Annotated in this window: 14 protein-coding genes; 7 read left to right on the forward strand and 7 right to left on the reverse strand. The window is 64.8% G+C overall.

Features of this window, described 5'->3' with window-relative positions; genetic code table 11:
• The first annotated feature begins 164 nt into the window (after positions 1 to 164).
• The gene (locus tag HZZ13_RS19865) at positions 165 to 1,475 is read left to right on the forward strand and encodes an ABC transporter substrate-binding protein (protein ID WP_197961224.1); all 1,311 of its coding nucleotides are present in this window, start codon (positions 165 to 167) and stop codon (positions 1,473 to 1,475) included.
• A gap of 184 nt (positions 1,476 to 1,659) precedes the next feature.
• Here HZZ13_RS19865 and HZZ13_RS19870 read toward each other — a convergent pair whose 3' ends face one another.
• The 4 genes from HZZ13_RS19870 to HZZ13_RS19885 form a co-directional block, all read right to left on the reverse strand.
• Entirely contained in the window at positions 1,660 to 2,829 is a 1,170-nt protein-coding gene (locus HZZ13_RS19870) for a Gfo/Idh/MocA family protein (protein WP_197961225.1), read from the reverse strand.
• Positions 2,830 to 2,872: 43 nt separating this feature from the next.
• Positions 2,873 to 3,187: a septal ring lytic transglycosylase RlpA family protein gene (locus HZZ13_RS19875; RefSeq protein WP_376707060.1), complete on the reverse strand. Its 315-nt coding sequence runs from the start codon at positions 3,185 to 3,187 to the stop codon at positions 2,873 to 2,875.
• Between the two features lie 104 nt (positions 3,188 to 3,291).
• Positions 3,292 to 4,137 (reverse strand): CmcJ/NvfI family oxidoreductase, encoded by an 846-nt coding sequence (locus HZZ13_RS19880; protein WP_197961226.1) that lies wholly within the window; start codon positions 4,135 to 4,137, stop codon positions 3,292 to 3,294.
• 274 nt (positions 4,138 to 4,411) lie between these two features.
• On the reverse strand, positions 4,412 to 4,834 hold the full coding sequence (locus tag HZZ13_RS19885) for a hypothetical protein (RefSeq protein ID WP_197961227.1): 423 nt from the start codon (positions 4,832 to 4,834) through the stop codon (positions 4,412 to 4,414).
• Between the two features lie 339 nt (positions 4,835 to 5,173).
• On the opposite strand from HZZ13_RS19885, the gene glgC reads away from it, so the two are divergent.
• From glgC to HZZ13_RS19905, 4 genes are all read left to right on the forward strand, one after another.
• Entirely contained in the window at positions 5,174 to 6,436 is a 1,263-nt protein-coding gene (glgC, locus tag HZZ13_RS19890; protein ID WP_197961228.1) for a glucose-1-phosphate adenylyltransferase, read from the forward strand.
• A complete protein-coding gene (gene glgA / locus HZZ13_RS19895; RefSeq protein ID WP_197961229.1) occupies positions 6,433 to 7,887 on the forward strand; it encodes a glycogen synthase GlgA in 1,455 nt (484 codons plus the stop codon). The genes glgC and glgA overlap by 4 nt, the downstream gene beginning before the upstream one ends.
• A gap of 33 nt (positions 7,888 to 7,920) precedes the next feature.
• Entirely contained in the window at positions 7,921 to 8,181 is a 261-nt protein-coding gene (locus HZZ13_RS19900) for an SWEET family sugar transporter (protein WP_197961230.1), read from the forward strand.
• Positions 8,182 to 8,319: 138 nt separating this feature from the next.
• Positions 8,320 to 9,024 (forward strand): substrate-binding domain-containing protein, encoded by a 705-nt coding sequence (locus tag HZZ13_RS19905; protein ID WP_197961231.1) that lies wholly within the window; start codon positions 8,320 to 8,322, stop codon positions 9,022 to 9,024.
• Between the two features lie 55 nt (positions 9,025 to 9,079).
• Here HZZ13_RS19905 and HZZ13_RS19910 read toward each other — a convergent pair whose 3' ends face one another.
• Complete coding sequence (locus HZZ13_RS19910) at positions 9,080 to 9,874, reverse strand: DODA-type extradiol aromatic ring-opening family dioxygenase (protein WP_157284693.1); 795 nt, start codon at positions 9,872 to 9,874, stop codon at positions 9,080 to 9,082.
• Positions 9,875 to 10,027: 153 nt separating this feature from the next.
• Here HZZ13_RS19910 and HZZ13_RS19915 point away from each other — a divergent pair, with 153 nt between their 5' ends.
• A complete protein-coding gene (locus HZZ13_RS19915; RefSeq protein ID WP_124159907.1) occupies positions 10,028 to 10,207 on the forward strand; it encodes a hypothetical protein in 180 nt (59 codons plus the stop codon).
• A gap of 6 nt (positions 10,208 to 10,213) precedes the next feature.
• Here the strand turns inward: HZZ13_RS19915 and HZZ13_RS19920 are convergent, their stop codons facing one another.
• Both HZZ13_RS19920 and HZZ13_RS19925 read right to left on the reverse strand, forming a co-directional pair.
• Positions 10,214 to 11,683, reverse strand: coding sequence for a carboxylesterase/lipase family protein (locus tag HZZ13_RS19920; protein WP_197961232.1), 1,470 nt, complete (start codon positions 11,681 to 11,683; stop codon positions 10,214 to 10,216).
• Positions 11,684 to 11,759: 76 nt separating this feature from the next.
• Complete coding sequence (locus tag HZZ13_RS19925; RefSeq protein WP_197961233.1) at positions 11,760 to 12,008, reverse strand: hypothetical protein; 249 nt, start codon at positions 12,006 to 12,008, stop codon at positions 11,760 to 11,762.
• 192 nt (positions 12,009 to 12,200) lie between these two features.
• On the opposite strand from HZZ13_RS19925, the gene HZZ13_RS19930 reads away from it, so the two are divergent.
• Entirely contained in the window at positions 12,201 to 14,888 is a 2,688-nt protein-coding gene (locus HZZ13_RS19930; protein WP_197961234.1) for a flavin-containing monooxygenase, read from the forward strand.
• Positions 14,889 to 14,914: the final 26 nt, after the last annotated feature.

Below are 14,914 nucleotides of genomic sequence, written 5' to 3' on the forward strand. Positions count from 1 at the left end.
CAGTGTGATCGGCTCGGTCGCCCGGGACGACGGCCCATTTCGCAATTGCGTTCTATGCCGCGGACGGCGGACCTCGACTTTCGCGATGTTGACTTTCCGCCGTCGCGCTCCCCATACTTCGCGAACAACAACAAGATCAAACGACGGTTTTGAGGGAGGATAGGATGCCGACTTCACGCAGGCAGCTGCTGAAGACCTCGGCGGCTGCCGCCGCCGCACTCAGCCTCGATTGGACCCGCGCCCAAGCACAAGCCGAGACTATACGCATCGGCCTGATCTACGACCTCACCGGCCCCTTCGCCGCCGGCGGCTCGGTCGCCTCGTCGATCGGGGCGCAGATCGCCATCGATCTCGTCAACGAGAAAGGCGGTGTCGGCGGCAAATACAAGATTGCTCCGGTCGCCGCGGATTCGCAGAGCAAGCCCGACGTTGCGATCAACGAGGCCGAACGCCTGATCAGCCAGGAGAAGATCGACATCCTCAACGGCGTCTATGCGAGCTCGCATGCGGTGCCGCTCGCGGCCAAGGTCGAGCAGCAGAAGAAGATCCTCTGGATCACGACCGCGGTCTCGACCGCCGTGTTCAAGGACAAGAACCTGCAATACGTGTTTCGCGCGCAAATTCATTCAGACCAGTATGGCCAGGCCTTTGCAAGCTTCCTCACCGAGCATGCCAAAGCCAAGCTCGGAATCGACCCGAAGGAGGTCAAGGTCGCGTTGATCCACGAGGACGGCCCCTATGGCGTCGGCGTTGCTTCTGCCGACGAGACTTATGCCAAGGAGGCCGGCATCCAGGTCGTGCTGCGCGAGGGCTATTCGGCCTCTGCACCCGACCTGTCGGTGCTGGTGACCAAGATCAAGCGTGCCAAGGCCGATGTGATCTCGCATGCGGGCTACAACCCCGATATCACCCTGTTCCTGCGCCAGGCACGCGAGAGCGGATTGCGCTTCAAGATGCTGTTCGGGGCCGGTGCCGGCTACAGCCAGCTCGACAAGCTGCGCGCCACTTTCGGCGCCGACATCGATCATTTCTGCAACATCGACCCCGTGCCGGCCCAGCTGCTCGATCCCGCCAAGCTCGCGCCCGGCATGGGCGACCTCATCAACGCGATGGTCACGCGCTACAAGGCCAAGACCGGCGCCACCGACGTGCCGCCACATTGCTCGATGGGCTTCAACCAGACCTGGGTGCTGCTCAACAACGTGCTGCCGATCGCCAAGGAGAAGTACGGCAGCTTCGAGCCCGAGGCGATCCGGAAAGCGGCGCTCGACGTCGACATCCCCGCCGGCGGCACGATCCAGGGTTATGGCGTGAAATTCTTCCCGCCGGGCACCCCGCTCTCCGGCCAGAACGAACGCTCGACGCCGGTCGTGATGCAGAACGCCGGCGAGCACATCTCCGTGGTGTGGCCGACCAACATCCGCACGCAGGACCCGGTCTTCCCGCTGCCGAAGGGCTCGACCTACGGGGCATGAGAGAGCGTCGCACTCCCACCCTCCCCTGGAGGGGGAGGGTCGCCACGCATGCAGCGAAGCGGAATGCGTGGCGGGGTGGGGTGATCTCTCCACGCGGGCACTGCCCGATTGGAGAGATCACCCCACCCCGCTCGCGCTACGCGCGATCGACCCTCCCCCTCCAGGGGAGGGTAAAGAGCAGCCCCTACAACACCACTCGCCGCCCCTCCTCTGCGGCCCAATACCCCGCGTAGTTCACCTTGATCGTCTCATAGGCCAGCGCGAGATCCGACAACGGCTGCCGGCCGGTCGCGGCGCATTCCATGAAGTCCTGAATCTCCTGCAAATAGCCCCGCGTCCATTCCTCCTCGAGGCAGACATATTGCCAGCCGGTTTTGCGGTCGACCTTCTCGGTGATGTAGACGCCCGCGAGCTTCTCCTCGCTGGTCTGATAGCTCATCAGATGATTGTTCGGCGTGATGTTGGCGAACAGCGAGCCGCCGCTCGTATAGGTCTCGATCAGGTTGCGCACGCCGCCCATGATCATGTCGCCGGAGAACACCGTCGCCTTGGTACCGTCCGAGAAGGTGGCGGTGAGCGTGCCCCAGTCCTCGACGTCGACGGGATTGGCCTTGATGTAGCTGCGCTCCTCGGGCTTGAGCCCGGCGGTGACGTTGCCGACATCGCCGGTGACGCTGGCGACGCGGATACGCTCACCGCGCGCCTTGGCTTCGACCTGCTTCAAATACAGCACGGCCGAGAGCGGATGGCAGCCCATGCGGATCAGCGCTCCGCCGCCCGTCATCGCCCACTGCGCGGCATGCGCGGCGTGCGAGCCGGAATGGCTCTCCTCGCCCTTCATGAACAGGATCTTGTCCTTGGTCGCCTTGATGATCTCGGCGGTCTTGGTCACCGCCGGCGCGTAGATCCAGTCCTCGGCATACATGAAGAGCTTGTCCGTGCGCTCGATCGCGGCGCGCGTCTTGTCCATCTCTTCGATCACGCGCTCATACATCAGCGCCTTCGGCACGTGCTTGCCGATCGGCTGCGGATCGCCCTCGCGGCCGAAATAGCCGGCGAACGGCTTTTCGCAAATGACATGCTTGCCGGCCTGCATGGCGGCGACGATCATCTCGGCATGAAGATTGGGCGGGGTGCAGATGTCGACGACGTCGAGATCGCGATCTGCGATCAGCTCGGCGAAGCTCCGGTAAACACGCGGGATATTGTGATGCCGGGCAAACGCGACAACCTTGTCGCCGCGGGCGGCGACCGCCGCGACCTCGACGTCAACGCCATAGACGCGCCGGAACGCATACATGTGCAGCTCCGACACGAAGCCGCAGCCGACGAGTCCCACCCTGATCCCAGCCATAGCGCCCCCTTGCGTTGGGCGGCACTATAGCGCGGTCCGAGGCCTAATCCACCGAGACGCGCACCACGCCGGCGCTCATCATGCCGAGCGCCCGGGCGGCGGGCACCGAGAGATCGACGATGCGGCCGCGGATGAAGGGGCCGCGATCATTGACGCGGCACTGGATCGTGCGACCGCTGTAGGACACCCTGAGCACGCTGCCGAACGGACGCGTGCGGTGGGCGCAGGTCAGCTCGCCGCCTTTGCCGGCTTTTCCGTATCCGTAATAAGAAGCGAGTCCGGTTTCGGCATTTGCAATGGACGTGAAAGCGAGACTTGAAGCCGCAAGGCAAAGCAATAGCATCGGCTGCGCGCGCACGGCACCGCTCCGGTTGGCCCTTGCCCGGCGCTGCAAACGTCGCTTTGTTCCCTTGGGTTCCGGGAACCCTGCTGGGAAATGCCCGGCAGGGCGATCACACTTTGTTACTGCCGGTGGAACACCAGCGTGCGGACCTCGATGCTTTCGCGGGGCGCGGCATCGGCTGGCGTGGTTGGATCGGCGAACGCGGTATGCGGCCCGAAGCGGGTGCGGCCGTCGGTTGCGGAATCATAGCACTTCAGCAGCAGCGCCTCGTCCGGCGTCATCTCCGGGAAATAGAACCAGCGGTGGTTCGGATTGTATTTCACCGAATAGGTCTCGCCGCGGCGGTTGGGATAGATCAGGTCGGAAGCGACGAGGTCTTCCGGCTCAACCGTGGTGCCGTCGGCCATGGCGAGCGGCGAATCGCGCAAGGGGCCGCGGATCGGCCGCCACAGATTGATCACCTGCACACGCCCCTTCAGCAGCTCCTCGGCTTCATCAGGCAGATGCTCGCGAACGCGATTGGCACCGGACGCGATGGTCTGGTCGACGTGGACGCGCGTGGCCGGCTGACGCGGGCCGCCGCCGCGGATGTCCGGCGCGCCCTCGACACGCTTGCGCACGGTGTGGTCGAAGATGACAACGCGATCAGCCTTCAGCGTCGCGCGCAGGAACGCCTCGACCGCTGGATAGTAGACGCTGCGGATTTCCTCGTCGTTGTAAAAGTCCTTCACCTGCGTCGGGTGACGCACCAGCGCAAAGCCCTCGCGATCCAGCGAGAAATTCTGCGCGATCAGCCGCGCATCGAAGACCGGGACCTGGTGCGGCTCCGGCAGCGAGGTGCTTTTCGGCTCGCCCGGCGGCGGATCGAACGCATAGGTGCGCGGCTTGCCGTCGATCGGCGCGAGATAATTGAGTTCGGCAGTGACGAAGGGAAGCGATTCGATTTTTGTTTCTTGCAGGCCCATGGCCAGTCTCCCGATGTGATCGTCGGATTGATCTTTGCGGGAGTGCACCGTGCTGCAAGAGCTGCGGTGCAAATAGCAATACGGCTGTTGTCGGCGGCGAGGAACGCAGAAGGAAGTTGGCGAGAAATGCCGGTGCTAGGGAAACGCCGTTCTCGTCTCACGGATGCGAGAGGCTTCGTAAATTCTCGTGTCGACGGCATCTCGCCGCGATCCTGCTCATGCATGTTGCATACATGAGCCTGATCGTGTGGCTCTCGTTCTAGCGGCGCGGTGCTCACCAATATCTGTAATAGTGGCGGTGATACACCCGGTACGGCCGGTAGTAGCCGTAGCTGTAATACGGACGATAGGGCCGATAATAGCGCGGATAAGCCGGTCCGTAGCCGTAACCATAATAGGCTGGGGCATAACCGTAGCCGTAGCCCGGATATCCATAGCCGTAATACGGTCCGCCGTAATAGCCGTAGCCGTAAGGAGCGCCGGCCGCGATGGCGCTGCCGATGATCGCGCCGGCCGCAAGACCGCCGAGACCCCAGCCCCATCCGCCACGCCAATGCACCTGCGCGACGTTGTCACCGGCCGCAGCCTTCATCGCCGCGACGTTGGTCGGCATCGGGGCCGCCGTGGCCTGCCCGATCTGGGCCGCCATGACCGCGCCGGCCAGCGAACAGGCAATTGCCGTCCTCCAGATCCTCATCGTCTTACTCCCTGTCTGAGCTTTCGCTTGGCAAAGGATCGCAGCGCCATGATCGGGCATCCTTGCGCCAAGTCAAAGCGTTGAATTTCAAAGCCTGGAGTTTGCGTGCACCGCACAAGACGGTTGCCTCCGTTCTGATCAATTGGTGCCCGGCGATATCGTCGTCTGTGACACCCGCACGACGGTGCCTGAGGCCCGGTCACCCGGCACAGCATTAAGCTTCCCGTGCATTCGCAACCAACAACCACCTTCACGATTTACTATTCATGCCATTACTATCGGTTCCAGTGTGCGCGGCCGGGAGGCTTCTCGCGAGCGCCAGAAGTTGGGGAGGATCACATGAGTGCCGCGAGACCCGAGCCGCTTGCCCGTCAGGCGCTGGCCTTTGTCTTGGCCGGAGGACGCGGCAGCCGCCTGCTGGAGCTGACCGACCGCCGCGCCAAGCCGGCGGTCTATTTCGGCGGCAAGTCCCGCATCATCGATTTCGCATTGTCGAATGCGGTGAACTCCGGCATCCGCCGTATCGCGGTGGCGACCCAATACAAGGCGCACAGCCTGATCCGGCACCTTCAGATGGGCTGGAACTTCTTCCGCCCCGAACGCAACGAGAGTTTTGACATCCTGCCCGCCAGCCAGCGCGTGTCCGAAACCATGTGGTATGTCGGCACGGCGGACGCGGTGTACCAGAACATCGACATCATCGAATCCCATGCCTGCCGCTTCATCGTGGTGCTGGCCGGCGACCACATCTATAAAATGGACTACGAGGTGATGCTGCGCCAGCACGTCGAGAGCGGCGCCGACGTCACCGTCGGCTGCCTCGAAATGCCGCGGTCCGAATCCTCCGGTTTCGGCATCATGCATATCGACGAGAACGGCTGGATTCAGGAGTTCCTGGAGAAGCCGAAAGATCCGCCGCCGATGCCGGGCAAGCCCGACGTCTCGCTCGCCAGCATGGGCATCTACGTGTTCGATGCGAAATTCCTGTTCGACCAGCTCAAGCGCGACGCCGATGACCCGAACTCGAACCACGATTTCGGCAAGGACATCATTCCCTACCTCGTCAAGAACGGCCGCGCGATGGCGCACCAATACTCGACCTCCTGCGTCCGCTCCGGCAGCGACACCCGCGCCTATTGGCGCGACGTCGGCACGGTCGACGCCTATTGGGCGGCCAATATCGACCTCACCGACGTGGTGCCCGAACTCGATTTGTTCGACCACGCCTGGCCGATCTGGTCCTATGCCGAGATCACGCCGCCGGCGAAATTCGTCCATGACGAGGAGAGCCGGCGCGGCCAGGCGGTGAGCTCGCTGGTCTCCGGCGGCTGCATCATCTCCGGCGCCTCGCTGCGCCGCTCGCTGCTGTTCACCGGCGTGCGCGTCAACTCCTATGCCAATGTCGAGAATGCCGTGATCATGCCTTACGTGAATGTCGGCCGCGGCGCCCGCCTCCGGAACGTCGTGATCGACCGAGGCGTCGAGATCCCGGAAGGGCTCGTCGTCGGCGAGGATCCCGAGTTCGACGGGAAACGCTTCCGCACCACCGAGCAAGGCATCTCGCTGATCACCCAGCCGATGATCGACAGGCTCAATACATGACGCCTGTTCGCGTCCTCGCGGTCGCCTCTGAAGTCTATCCCCTCGTCAAGACTGGCGGCCTCGCAGATGTCGCCGGCGCGCTGCCGGTTGCGCTGAAGACACATGGCGTCGAGATGCGCACCTTGCTGCCGGGCTATCCCGACGTGATGCGCCTTTTGTCAGGCACAGAGGAGCTGCGGCGCTGGCCGGATTATTTCGGCGGCCCTGGCCGGCTGCTGGCGGGCTCGCATGCCGGGCTCGATCTGTTCGTGCTCGACGTACCGCATCTCTATGCCCGGCCCGGCAACCCCTACGTCACCGCCGATGGCGTCGACTGGCCGGACAACGGCGTGCGCTTCGCCGCGCTGTCGCGCGTGGCGGCCGATATCGGCCACGCTCTCGTGCCGGCCTTCGTGCCCGATGTCGTGCACGCCCACGATTGGCAGGCGGGGCTCGCGCCTGCCTACCTGCACTACGACGACCGCCCGCGGCCCGGCACCGTGATGACCATTCACAACATGGCCTATCAGGGCAAGTTCGCCCCTGCGCTGCTCGGATCGATCGGCCTGCCCTGGCACGCGTTCAACGTCGATGCCCTGGAATATTTCGGTGGCATCAGCTTCTTGAAGGCGGGCCTGCGGTTCGCCGATCGCATCACCACGGTATCGCCGACCTACGCGAAGGAGATCCAGAGCGACGAAGGCGGCATGGGGCTCGGCGGCCTGCTGCGTCAGCGATCGGACGTGCTGAGCGGCATCCTCAACGGCGTCGACACCGAGGTCTGGAATCCGCAAACTGATCCGCACATCGCCTATCGCTTCGACGCGGAGGAGCTGACCTTCCGGGCCGCGAACAAGGCGGTGCTGCAGCAGCAGTTCAACCTCGATTCCTCGGACGAAACGCCGCTGCTCGGCGTCATCAGCCGGCTGTCGTGGCAGAAGGGGCTCGATCTGCTGCTGGAAGCCATCCCGACCATCCTGCGCGAAGGCATGCAGCTCGCCCTGCTCGGCAGCGGCGACCGCGATCTGCAGGATCGCTATCAGGCCGCGGCCCGCGCCAATCCCGGCCGGATCGGCGTCGTGATCGGCTATGACGAGATTCTCGCGCATCTGATCCAGGCCGGCTCGGACGCGCTGATCGTGCCATCGCGCTTCGAGCCGTGCGGCCTGACCCAGCTCTGCGCGCTGCGCTATGGCGCCGTGCCGATCGTCTCCCGCGTCGGCGGCCTCGAAGACACCATCGTCGATATCGGCGAGGCCGATACATCCGGCCACGATGCCACCGGCTTCAAGTTCGCTCCCGTGACCGCAGATGCCCTTGCCGGGACGCTGCGCAAGGCCAATGTCGCCTTCCACGACAAGCTGACCTGGCGCCGCCTGCAACGCAGCGGCCTTGCGACCGACGTCTCCTGGCGCAACCGCGCCGGCGACTATGCCGCGCTGTACCGCGATCTCATGGCGCGCCGTTCGTGATGACCATCATCGAATCCATGCTATAGAGTCGGCATGGAACCCCTCGTGATCAAGCTGATCGGCTTTGCCGCCGCTACCTGCACCACCGTCGCCTACGCGCCGCAAGCCATCAAGGTATGGAAGACCCGCTCCACCGGCGACATTTCGCTCGGCATGTTCCTGGTGATGGTGCTGGGCCTCGCGCTCTGGCTCATCTACGGCCTGCTCTCGGGCGACGCGCCGCTGGTCGCCGCCAACGCCATTACCATGGTGCTCGCCGGCGGCATCCTGGTGATGAAGCTAAGATACGGGTGAGCGTTGTTGCTGCGTAGGGTGGATTAGGAAAATGGCCGCGCAATGGGATGCAGACCGCTATTGAATGTGGCTACGTCCCATGGCACCGAGAGATCGTTCTAGGCGGGCTGCAACACGGCCGAACGACTGGAGACCGGTATGAGCAATCCAGACGAGGCCGAGATCAGGGTGCTGAGCGCCGTCGCCATCCACGCGGAGCTCGAAGAATTGCTGCCGCGCTTCAGCCGTGAGCGCGGCTTGGGGATTCAGGTCAAATACGATGTCAATCCAGCGGTTGCGAAGCGGGTCATGGCCGGCGAAGTCTTCGATGTCGGACTGAACAATCCCTGGTATGTCGAAGCGATGATCGCGCAGGGCTGCGTCATTCCAGACGTTCATGTGCCATTCGGCCGAATCCCGCTGGCGATCGGCGCTGCCGGACCCGAGCGGGAAATTGTCAGCTCGCAAGAGGAAGTCCGCGATCTCCTCGCGAGCGCCGATACGATCGCCTACACGGACATCGGGACCAGCGGCAAGACGTTCCTGCGGGCGATCAAGGTCATGGGACTTGAACAACAGCTGGCGGATCGATTGCGGCCGATGGGAGCAGGAGAGCCGCCGCTCGCTGTGTCACAGGGATGCGTGCAATATGCCATCGCACCTTTGTCCAGGATCATAGCGGCTCCCGGCATCGTTCCGGTCGCAACGTTTCCGGGCGAGCTCGATCTCAGCATTGATATGTCGATGTTCGTCCATATCCGCAGCAAGCGGCGGGAGGCCTCGGCGCAACTCATCCGTTTCCTGTCGGATGCGGCCCATGACGCTTATCTGCTGTCGCACGGCATTGCGCGTTACAAGGCGTGATCTCTGATCTTTGACTGGTAATGGCGGGTCACGGCTCGCTAATCGGCTTCCACCTTCATCCGAACACATACGAGGCCATCGCCACATGCGCGACCTCGTCGACGAAGACACGCCGTCCGACGTCGCTGCCCGCGGCACCGGCCGCCACCATCAGCGGCAGCAGATGGTCCTCGCGCGGATGCGCAAGGCGTGCGCTCGGCGCATTCTCCCAATCGACCAGCATCGCATTGCGGCGCGCCGCATCGGGGTTGCTGATCGCCTCGTTCAGATAGGCCTCGAAATCATACGAGACGGGCTTGGACTCCGGACGATTGAAGCCGCGCATGTTGTGATAGGTCAGGCCGCTGCCGACGATCAGGATGCCTTCGTCTCGCAAGGATGCGATCGCCTGCCCTACCTTGACGTGCTCGGCCGCGTCATAGCTGGACTTCAGCGACAGCAGCACGATCGGCATATCGGCATTCGGATACATCAGCCCGAGCGGAACGAACGTGCCGTGATCGAAACCCTGGTCGGGATCTTCGCGGCAATCGAGGCCGGCATGCGTGAGCAGCGCCTTCACCTGCGCGGCGAGCTCGGGCTTGCCCGGTGCCGGATATTTGAGGTGGTAGGTATGCTCGGGGAAACCGTAATAGTCGTAGACCATCGGCGGATGCGGCGAGGTCGAAACCGTGAAGGCGTCGGCTTCCCAATGCCCGGTGATGACAAGCACGGCCTTCGGCCTCTCGGGCAGAAGCTGCGGCAAGTTCGCGAACGCCTCGGCAGTCTTGGCATATTGCACCCGCCTGTCCTCCATGAAGGGCCAGGGGCCGCCGCCATGCGACAGGAACAGGGTCGGAAATCGCGTCATCGGTTCGTCTCGTTGACAACAGGGGCGTGCGAGCGGTCCGCACGATCGGCGTTGAGCATAGGCAAAGCAGCATGGTTAGCAAGTCGTTAACGATTTGCCGCCCAGAATCCCGCCGGGCCGAAGCAGTCGGCCTGAAGACAAGTGAGACGTGCGATGAGGAAGTTTGCGCTGGGGGACGTCGTCAACAGTGACAAGGGCCGCCGCGGTGTCGTCCGCGCCGCCTTCAAGTCGCGGGATGGCCAACAGTTCTATGCCGTCGAGAAGGACGGCGCGATGGATTACCTGGAGGAAGACCGGCTTAGCCTCGCGCCGCGCGTCGAGCTCGCGGCTTAATCCAACTCATCTCCTGCCCTCATTTGCGAGCCGGTCGAGACGATCCGCGAATGGATCGTCGCCGCTCGCGATGCCGTCGTTCGCGATCAGCAGCAGGCGATCGCCGCTAGCTGCGTCCCAGCGCGGCAGGTCGGGACCATTGGGATCGCCGGTTCTGGCGAAGTTGATCCAGTAGGCGCGCATGCGGCTTGCGACCTCGCGATCGTGCCGCGACAGGATGCCCGCACCGGGCACGCCTTCCGCACCGAAGATGAACTGCAGCTCGCGGCCGTGGACGACGTCCGGATTGGCGCGGCGCGCTTCCGGCACATAGGCGAAGCGGTAGCGAAAGGTCGGCGCGCCGCCTGCCGCGTGCAGCCGTGCCAGCAGCCGCACCGGCTCGGAGAAGACCTTGTCGGTGTAGAGTCTTGCCGCGAGATCCGAAGGTCTGGCCAGATCGGGATAGAGTTTGCGCAATTCGTCGCTGCCCGGGCCCGTCGGCACGAGCTCCTCCTTGATCGCGGACTCGTTCTCAAAGCCGGCCTCGTCCTCGTTCGAGCCGATGATCACGGGAATGCGGCTTTGGCGTCCGGCCGCAAAGCCCGCGGCGAGGTCCTCGGTCGCGAGACGTCCATCCATCATAGGAGCGAAGCTGCGCGGCGATTTCTCCAGCAATTGCTTTTCGGCAGCGAGCACGCGCCGCGGCTCGGCTGTGCGCAGATCCGTCTTCGGCCCGAGCGCGGCCACGAACTCCCGGCCAATGGCCTCGGCCTCTTCTGCCGAACGCAGGCGCGCGCGGCCGGCCACCGATTGCAGAATGGCCTTGTGGAACAGATCGCGCGCTTGCGCCGACAGCATCAACAACGCGATCGACGTCGCGCCTGCATCGCTGCCGAACAGCGTGACGTTATCAGGATCGCCGCCGAAGGCCGCGATGTTGTCGTGCACCCAATGCAGCGCGGCGAGCTGGTCCATCAGGCCGAAATTGCCGGAGCCGGCGTCCGACAGCGCGGGATGCGAGAGCCAGCCGAGCGCGCCGAGGCGATAATTCACGGTCACCACGATGAGGCCCGCCTGCGCCAGCTTGGCGCCATCGAACAGCGGATCGTTCGCGGTGCCCGAGACGAAGGCGCCGCCATGGATGAACACCATCACCGGCAACGGGCCGTCGACCCCGAAAGGACGAAACACGTTCAGCGTCAGGCAATCCTCGCTCGCCGCCGGCAATTCCGGCTGAAGGCACGGCGCGCCGTAATCGTAGGCGGTGCGCATCTCCGAGCTTTCGGTCGTCGGCTGCGGCGGTTGCCAGCGGAGCGCGCCGACCGGCGGCGCCGCGTAAGCCAGCCCCTTGAACGCGGCCACCTCGCCTTGCACGGCGCCGAGCATCTGCCCCTCACGCGTCAGCGCGAATGGAAACTGCCCGACCGCCTGGGCGACGGCCGAGCCGGCGCCACACAGGACTGCAATAGCCGCAACGAATGCAAGCAAGGCCCGCATCTTCGCAACGATCTCGATGAAGGGTTCGGCAGGTTATGTCCTGAGCCGTCGGCAAGGCAAGCCTCGCGCCTTGCACCTACCCGCCCTTGCCAAGCAGCTCCGTGAGCGCGCGGCGCGCGACGATGCCAAGCTCGCCCAGCGTGGAGTGACCGGACTGCGCCGCCTCGATCAGGCGCTCGGCGATGAACCTGCGGCTGTCGTGATCGCCGCCATGCGGCAGTTGCCGGCACGTCTCCTCGAGAACGACGTCCATGTTCGCTCTGGTTCGCTCACTCAACTCTGTCATGACGCCCGGACGGTACGCGTGGCTTGTAAGCGCAAGCATACACAGAAGGATGAGGTCTGATTACCCCGGGCTATCACGGCCATTGTGCGTCGCGGTGCGTGTGGTGCGGCAATATTTCGCGTGGTCACGAAGCCGCCGCAAACGACAACCCCAGGATTGCACTTGCCGTAATGACAAGCTGAGCCTGCGGCGATAGCCTGCCGGCAAAACAAAACGTACGGGAGGAACAACATGCCTGACGCAATGGTTGCCACACGTGCCTCGGATGAGCGCGGAACCGCTCAAAAGGTCGATGTCGCCGTGGTCGGCGCCGGCTTTTCCGGCCTCTACCTCCTCCATCGCCTGCGCAAGGCGGGGTTTTCGGCGGTCGGCCTCGACGAGGCCCGCGATGTCGGCGGCACCTGGTATTGGAACCGCTATCCGGGCGCGCGCTGCGACATCCAGACCATCGACTACAGCTACACGTTCGATCCCGAGCTCGAGACCGCCTGGACCTGGTCGGAGAAATACGCGACGCAGCCCGAGATCCTGCGCTATCTCGGCTTCGTCGCCGATCGCTACGATCTGCGCCGCGATATCCGTTTCAAGACCAAGGTCACCGAAGCCAGGTGGGACGAAGCGTCCGAGCGCTGGCTCATCACCACTGACAATGGGCCGCCCGTCTCCTGCCGCCACTACATCATGGCGACCGGTTGCCTCTCCGCGCCAAAGCCGCCGGAGATCGATGGCGTGAAGGACTTCAAGGGCGAGGTCTATTTCACCGGCCGCTGGCCGCATGACGGCGTCAATCTCACAGGGAAGCGCGTCGCCGTGATCGGCACGGGCTCCTCGGCGATCCAGTCGATCCCGCTGATCGCGGAGCAGGCCGCGCATCTGACCGTGTTCCAGCGCACACCGAATTTCGCATTGCCGGCGCATAATGGCCCGGCGCCCGCGGACCGCATGAACCTGCTGCAGAGTGACCGCGCGGCCTATCGCGAGCAGGCGCGGCAGTCGATGGCCGGCGTGCCCTACCCGCAGCAGACGGTCGTGAGCTGGCAGCTCAGCGATGCCGAGCGTCGCGAGCGGTTCGAACGCGCCTGGGCCGCCGGCGACCTCGTCCACATCCTGACGCAGCTCTGGGCCGACCAGGCCGTCGACCTCGACGGCAACAAGATCGTCCAGGACCTGATCCGCGAGAAGATCCGCGCCGCCGTCAAGGACCCCGAGACCGCCGCGGCACTGATGCCGGACGACCATCCGTTCGGCGCGAAACGCCCCTGCCTCGACACCAATTATTACGCAACCTACAACCGTCCGAACGTCACGCTGGTCAATCTGCGCAAGGAGCCGATCAAGGCGATCACTGCGAGCGGCATCTCCACCAACGGCCGCAGCTTCGACCTCGACGTCATCGTCTTTGCAACCGGCTTCGACGCCATGACGGGCGCGATCCGTGCCGTGCATCCGATCACCGGGCGCGGCGGCAAGTCGCTGTCCGACGTCTGGGCGCAGGGGCCGCAGACCTATCTCGGCCTCACCGTCGAGGGCTTTCCGAACTTCTTCATGATCACCGGCCCCGGCAGCCCGTCGGTGCTCTCGAATATGGCGGTTTCGATCGAGCAGCATGTCGACTGGGTGGTCGATCGCCTTGCGGCGCTGCGTGATGCCGGCTTCACCACGATCGAGCCGACCGAGACGGCGCAGGCCGGCTGGAACAGGCACATGGCCGACTGTTCGATGCTGACGCTGCACCGGCTCGCCAACACCTGGTACACGGGCGCCAACGTGCCCGGCAAGGTGCAGGGGCTGATGCCCTATACCGGCGGCGTCGGCCCTTACCGCAGCATCTGCGACGAGGTGGTCAGCCGCGGCATGCTCGGCTTCAAGCTCACCGGCCCCAATGGTGCCGTCCAATGCAATGACGGCGAGGTGGTACGCCTGCAGCCGGACGTGCGGCTGGTGCTGAACCTGCTCGCCTCGCTCAACCTGCCGCCGATCGAATCGATGGGCGCGCTCGGCGCCCGTGCCTTCGTCAACGAGTTCAACAAGGGCCGGCCTGCGGGGCGGCCGATCGGCGAGATCGTCGACGGCACCCTGCCCGTTACCGACGGTGCGTTGCCGTACCGTGTCTACAAGCCGGCAGCACCGGGACCGCATCCGGTCGTGGTCTATTTCCATGGTGGCGGCTGGGTGCTCGGCGACGAGCAATCGGACGAGCCGTTCTGCCGCGACATGGTGCGGCGGACCGGCATGATGTTCGTCAGCGTCGGCTATCGCCACGCGCCGGAGCATCGCTTCCCGACCGCGGCCGAGGACGGCTATGCGGCGACGCGCTGGATCGCCGAGCACGCCGCCGAGCTTGGCGGCAGGCCGGGCCCGGTGCTGGTCGCCGGCTGGAGTGCCGGCGGCAACATCGCCGCCGTCACCTGCCAGCTCGCGCGCGACCGCAGCGGGCCCGCCATCGCCGGCCAGCTTCTGGTCTGCCCGGTCACCGACTGCAGCTACGATCGGCCCTCTTACAACGAAAATGGGACCGCTTATTTCCTGACGCGCTCGCTGATGTACTGGTTCTGGGACCTCTACTGCTCGCCGGCCGACCGCACCGACCCGCGGGTCTCGCCGCTGCGCGGCAAGGTCGCCGGCCTGCCGCCGGCCTTCGTCGTCACCTGCGAGTTCGATCCGCTGCGCGACGAGGGGATCGCCTATGCCGAGGCCATGGCCGGAGCCGGCGTCCCGGTCGAGCAGCTCAAGGCGCGCGGCCACTTCCACTCGTCCTTCACCATGGTCGACGTGGTGATCACGGGCGTGTCGGGCCGGGTGCAGATGGCGCAGGCCTTGCGGCGCTTTGCCGGGCTTCCGCCCAAGATCAGCAGCAGTGACGATCACGGACACGACCACGCCAGCCCGGGGCGCGAGATCGCCGCGGCGGCGAGCTGAGCGGAAGCGGAGCGGCCGGGAAGCGC

The organism is Bradyrhizobium agreste, from assembly GCF_016031625.1.
Classification (GTDB): domain Bacteria; phylum Pseudomonadota; class Alphaproteobacteria; order Rhizobiales; family Xanthobacteraceae; genus Bradyrhizobium; species Bradyrhizobium agreste.

Excerpts from the sequence above, each read along its gene's own strand:
- HZZ13_RS19865 (WP_197961224.1), top strand. The coding sequence starts at position 165 with ATGCCGACTTCACGCAGGCAGCTGCTGAAGACCTCGGCGGCTGCCGCC.
- HZZ13_RS19870 (WP_197961225.1), bottom strand. The coding sequence starts at position 2,829 with ATGGCTGGGATCAGGGTGGGACTCGTCGGCTGCGGCTTCGTGTCGGAG.
- HZZ13_RS19880 (WP_197961226.1), bottom strand. The coding sequence starts at position 4,137 with ATGGGCCTGCAAGAAACAAAAATCGAATCGCTTCCCTTCGTCACTGCC.
- HZZ13_RS19885 (WP_197961227.1), bottom strand. The coding sequence starts at position 4,834 with ATGAGGATCTGGAGGACGGCAATTGCCTGTTCGCTGGCCGGCGCGGTC.
- glgC (WP_197961228.1), top strand. The coding sequence starts at position 5,174 with ATGAGTGCCGCGAGACCCGAGCCGCTTGCCCGTCAGGCGCTGGCCTTT.
- glgA (WP_197961229.1), top strand. The coding sequence starts at position 6,433 with ATGACGCCTGTTCGCGTCCTCGCGGTCGCCTCTGAAGTCTATCCCCTC.
- HZZ13_RS19900 (WP_197961230.1), top strand. The coding sequence starts at position 7,921 with ATGGAACCCCTCGTGATCAAGCTGATCGGCTTTGCCGCCGCTACCTGC.
- HZZ13_RS19905 (WP_197961231.1), top strand. The coding sequence starts at position 8,320 with ATGAGCAATCCAGACGAGGCCGAGATCAGGGTGCTGAGCGCCGTCGCC.
- HZZ13_RS19910 (WP_157284693.1), bottom strand. The coding sequence starts at position 9,874 with ATGACGCGATTTCCGACCCTGTTCCTGTCGCATGGCGGCGGCCCCTGG.
- HZZ13_RS19915 (WP_124159907.1), top strand. The coding sequence starts at position 10,028 with ATGAGGAAGTTTGCGCTGGGGGACGTCGTCAACAGTGACAAGGGCCGC.
- HZZ13_RS19920 (WP_197961232.1), bottom strand. The coding sequence starts at position 11,683 with ATGCGGGCCTTGCTTGCATTCGTTGCGGCTATTGCAGTCCTGTGTGGC.
- HZZ13_RS19925 (WP_197961233.1), bottom strand. The coding sequence starts at position 12,008 with ATGCTTGCGCTTACAAGCCACGCGTACCGTCCGGGCGTCATGACAGAG.
- HZZ13_RS19930 (WP_197961234.1), top strand. The coding sequence starts at position 12,201 with ATGCCTGACGCAATGGTTGCCACACGTGCCTCGGATGAGCGCGGAACC.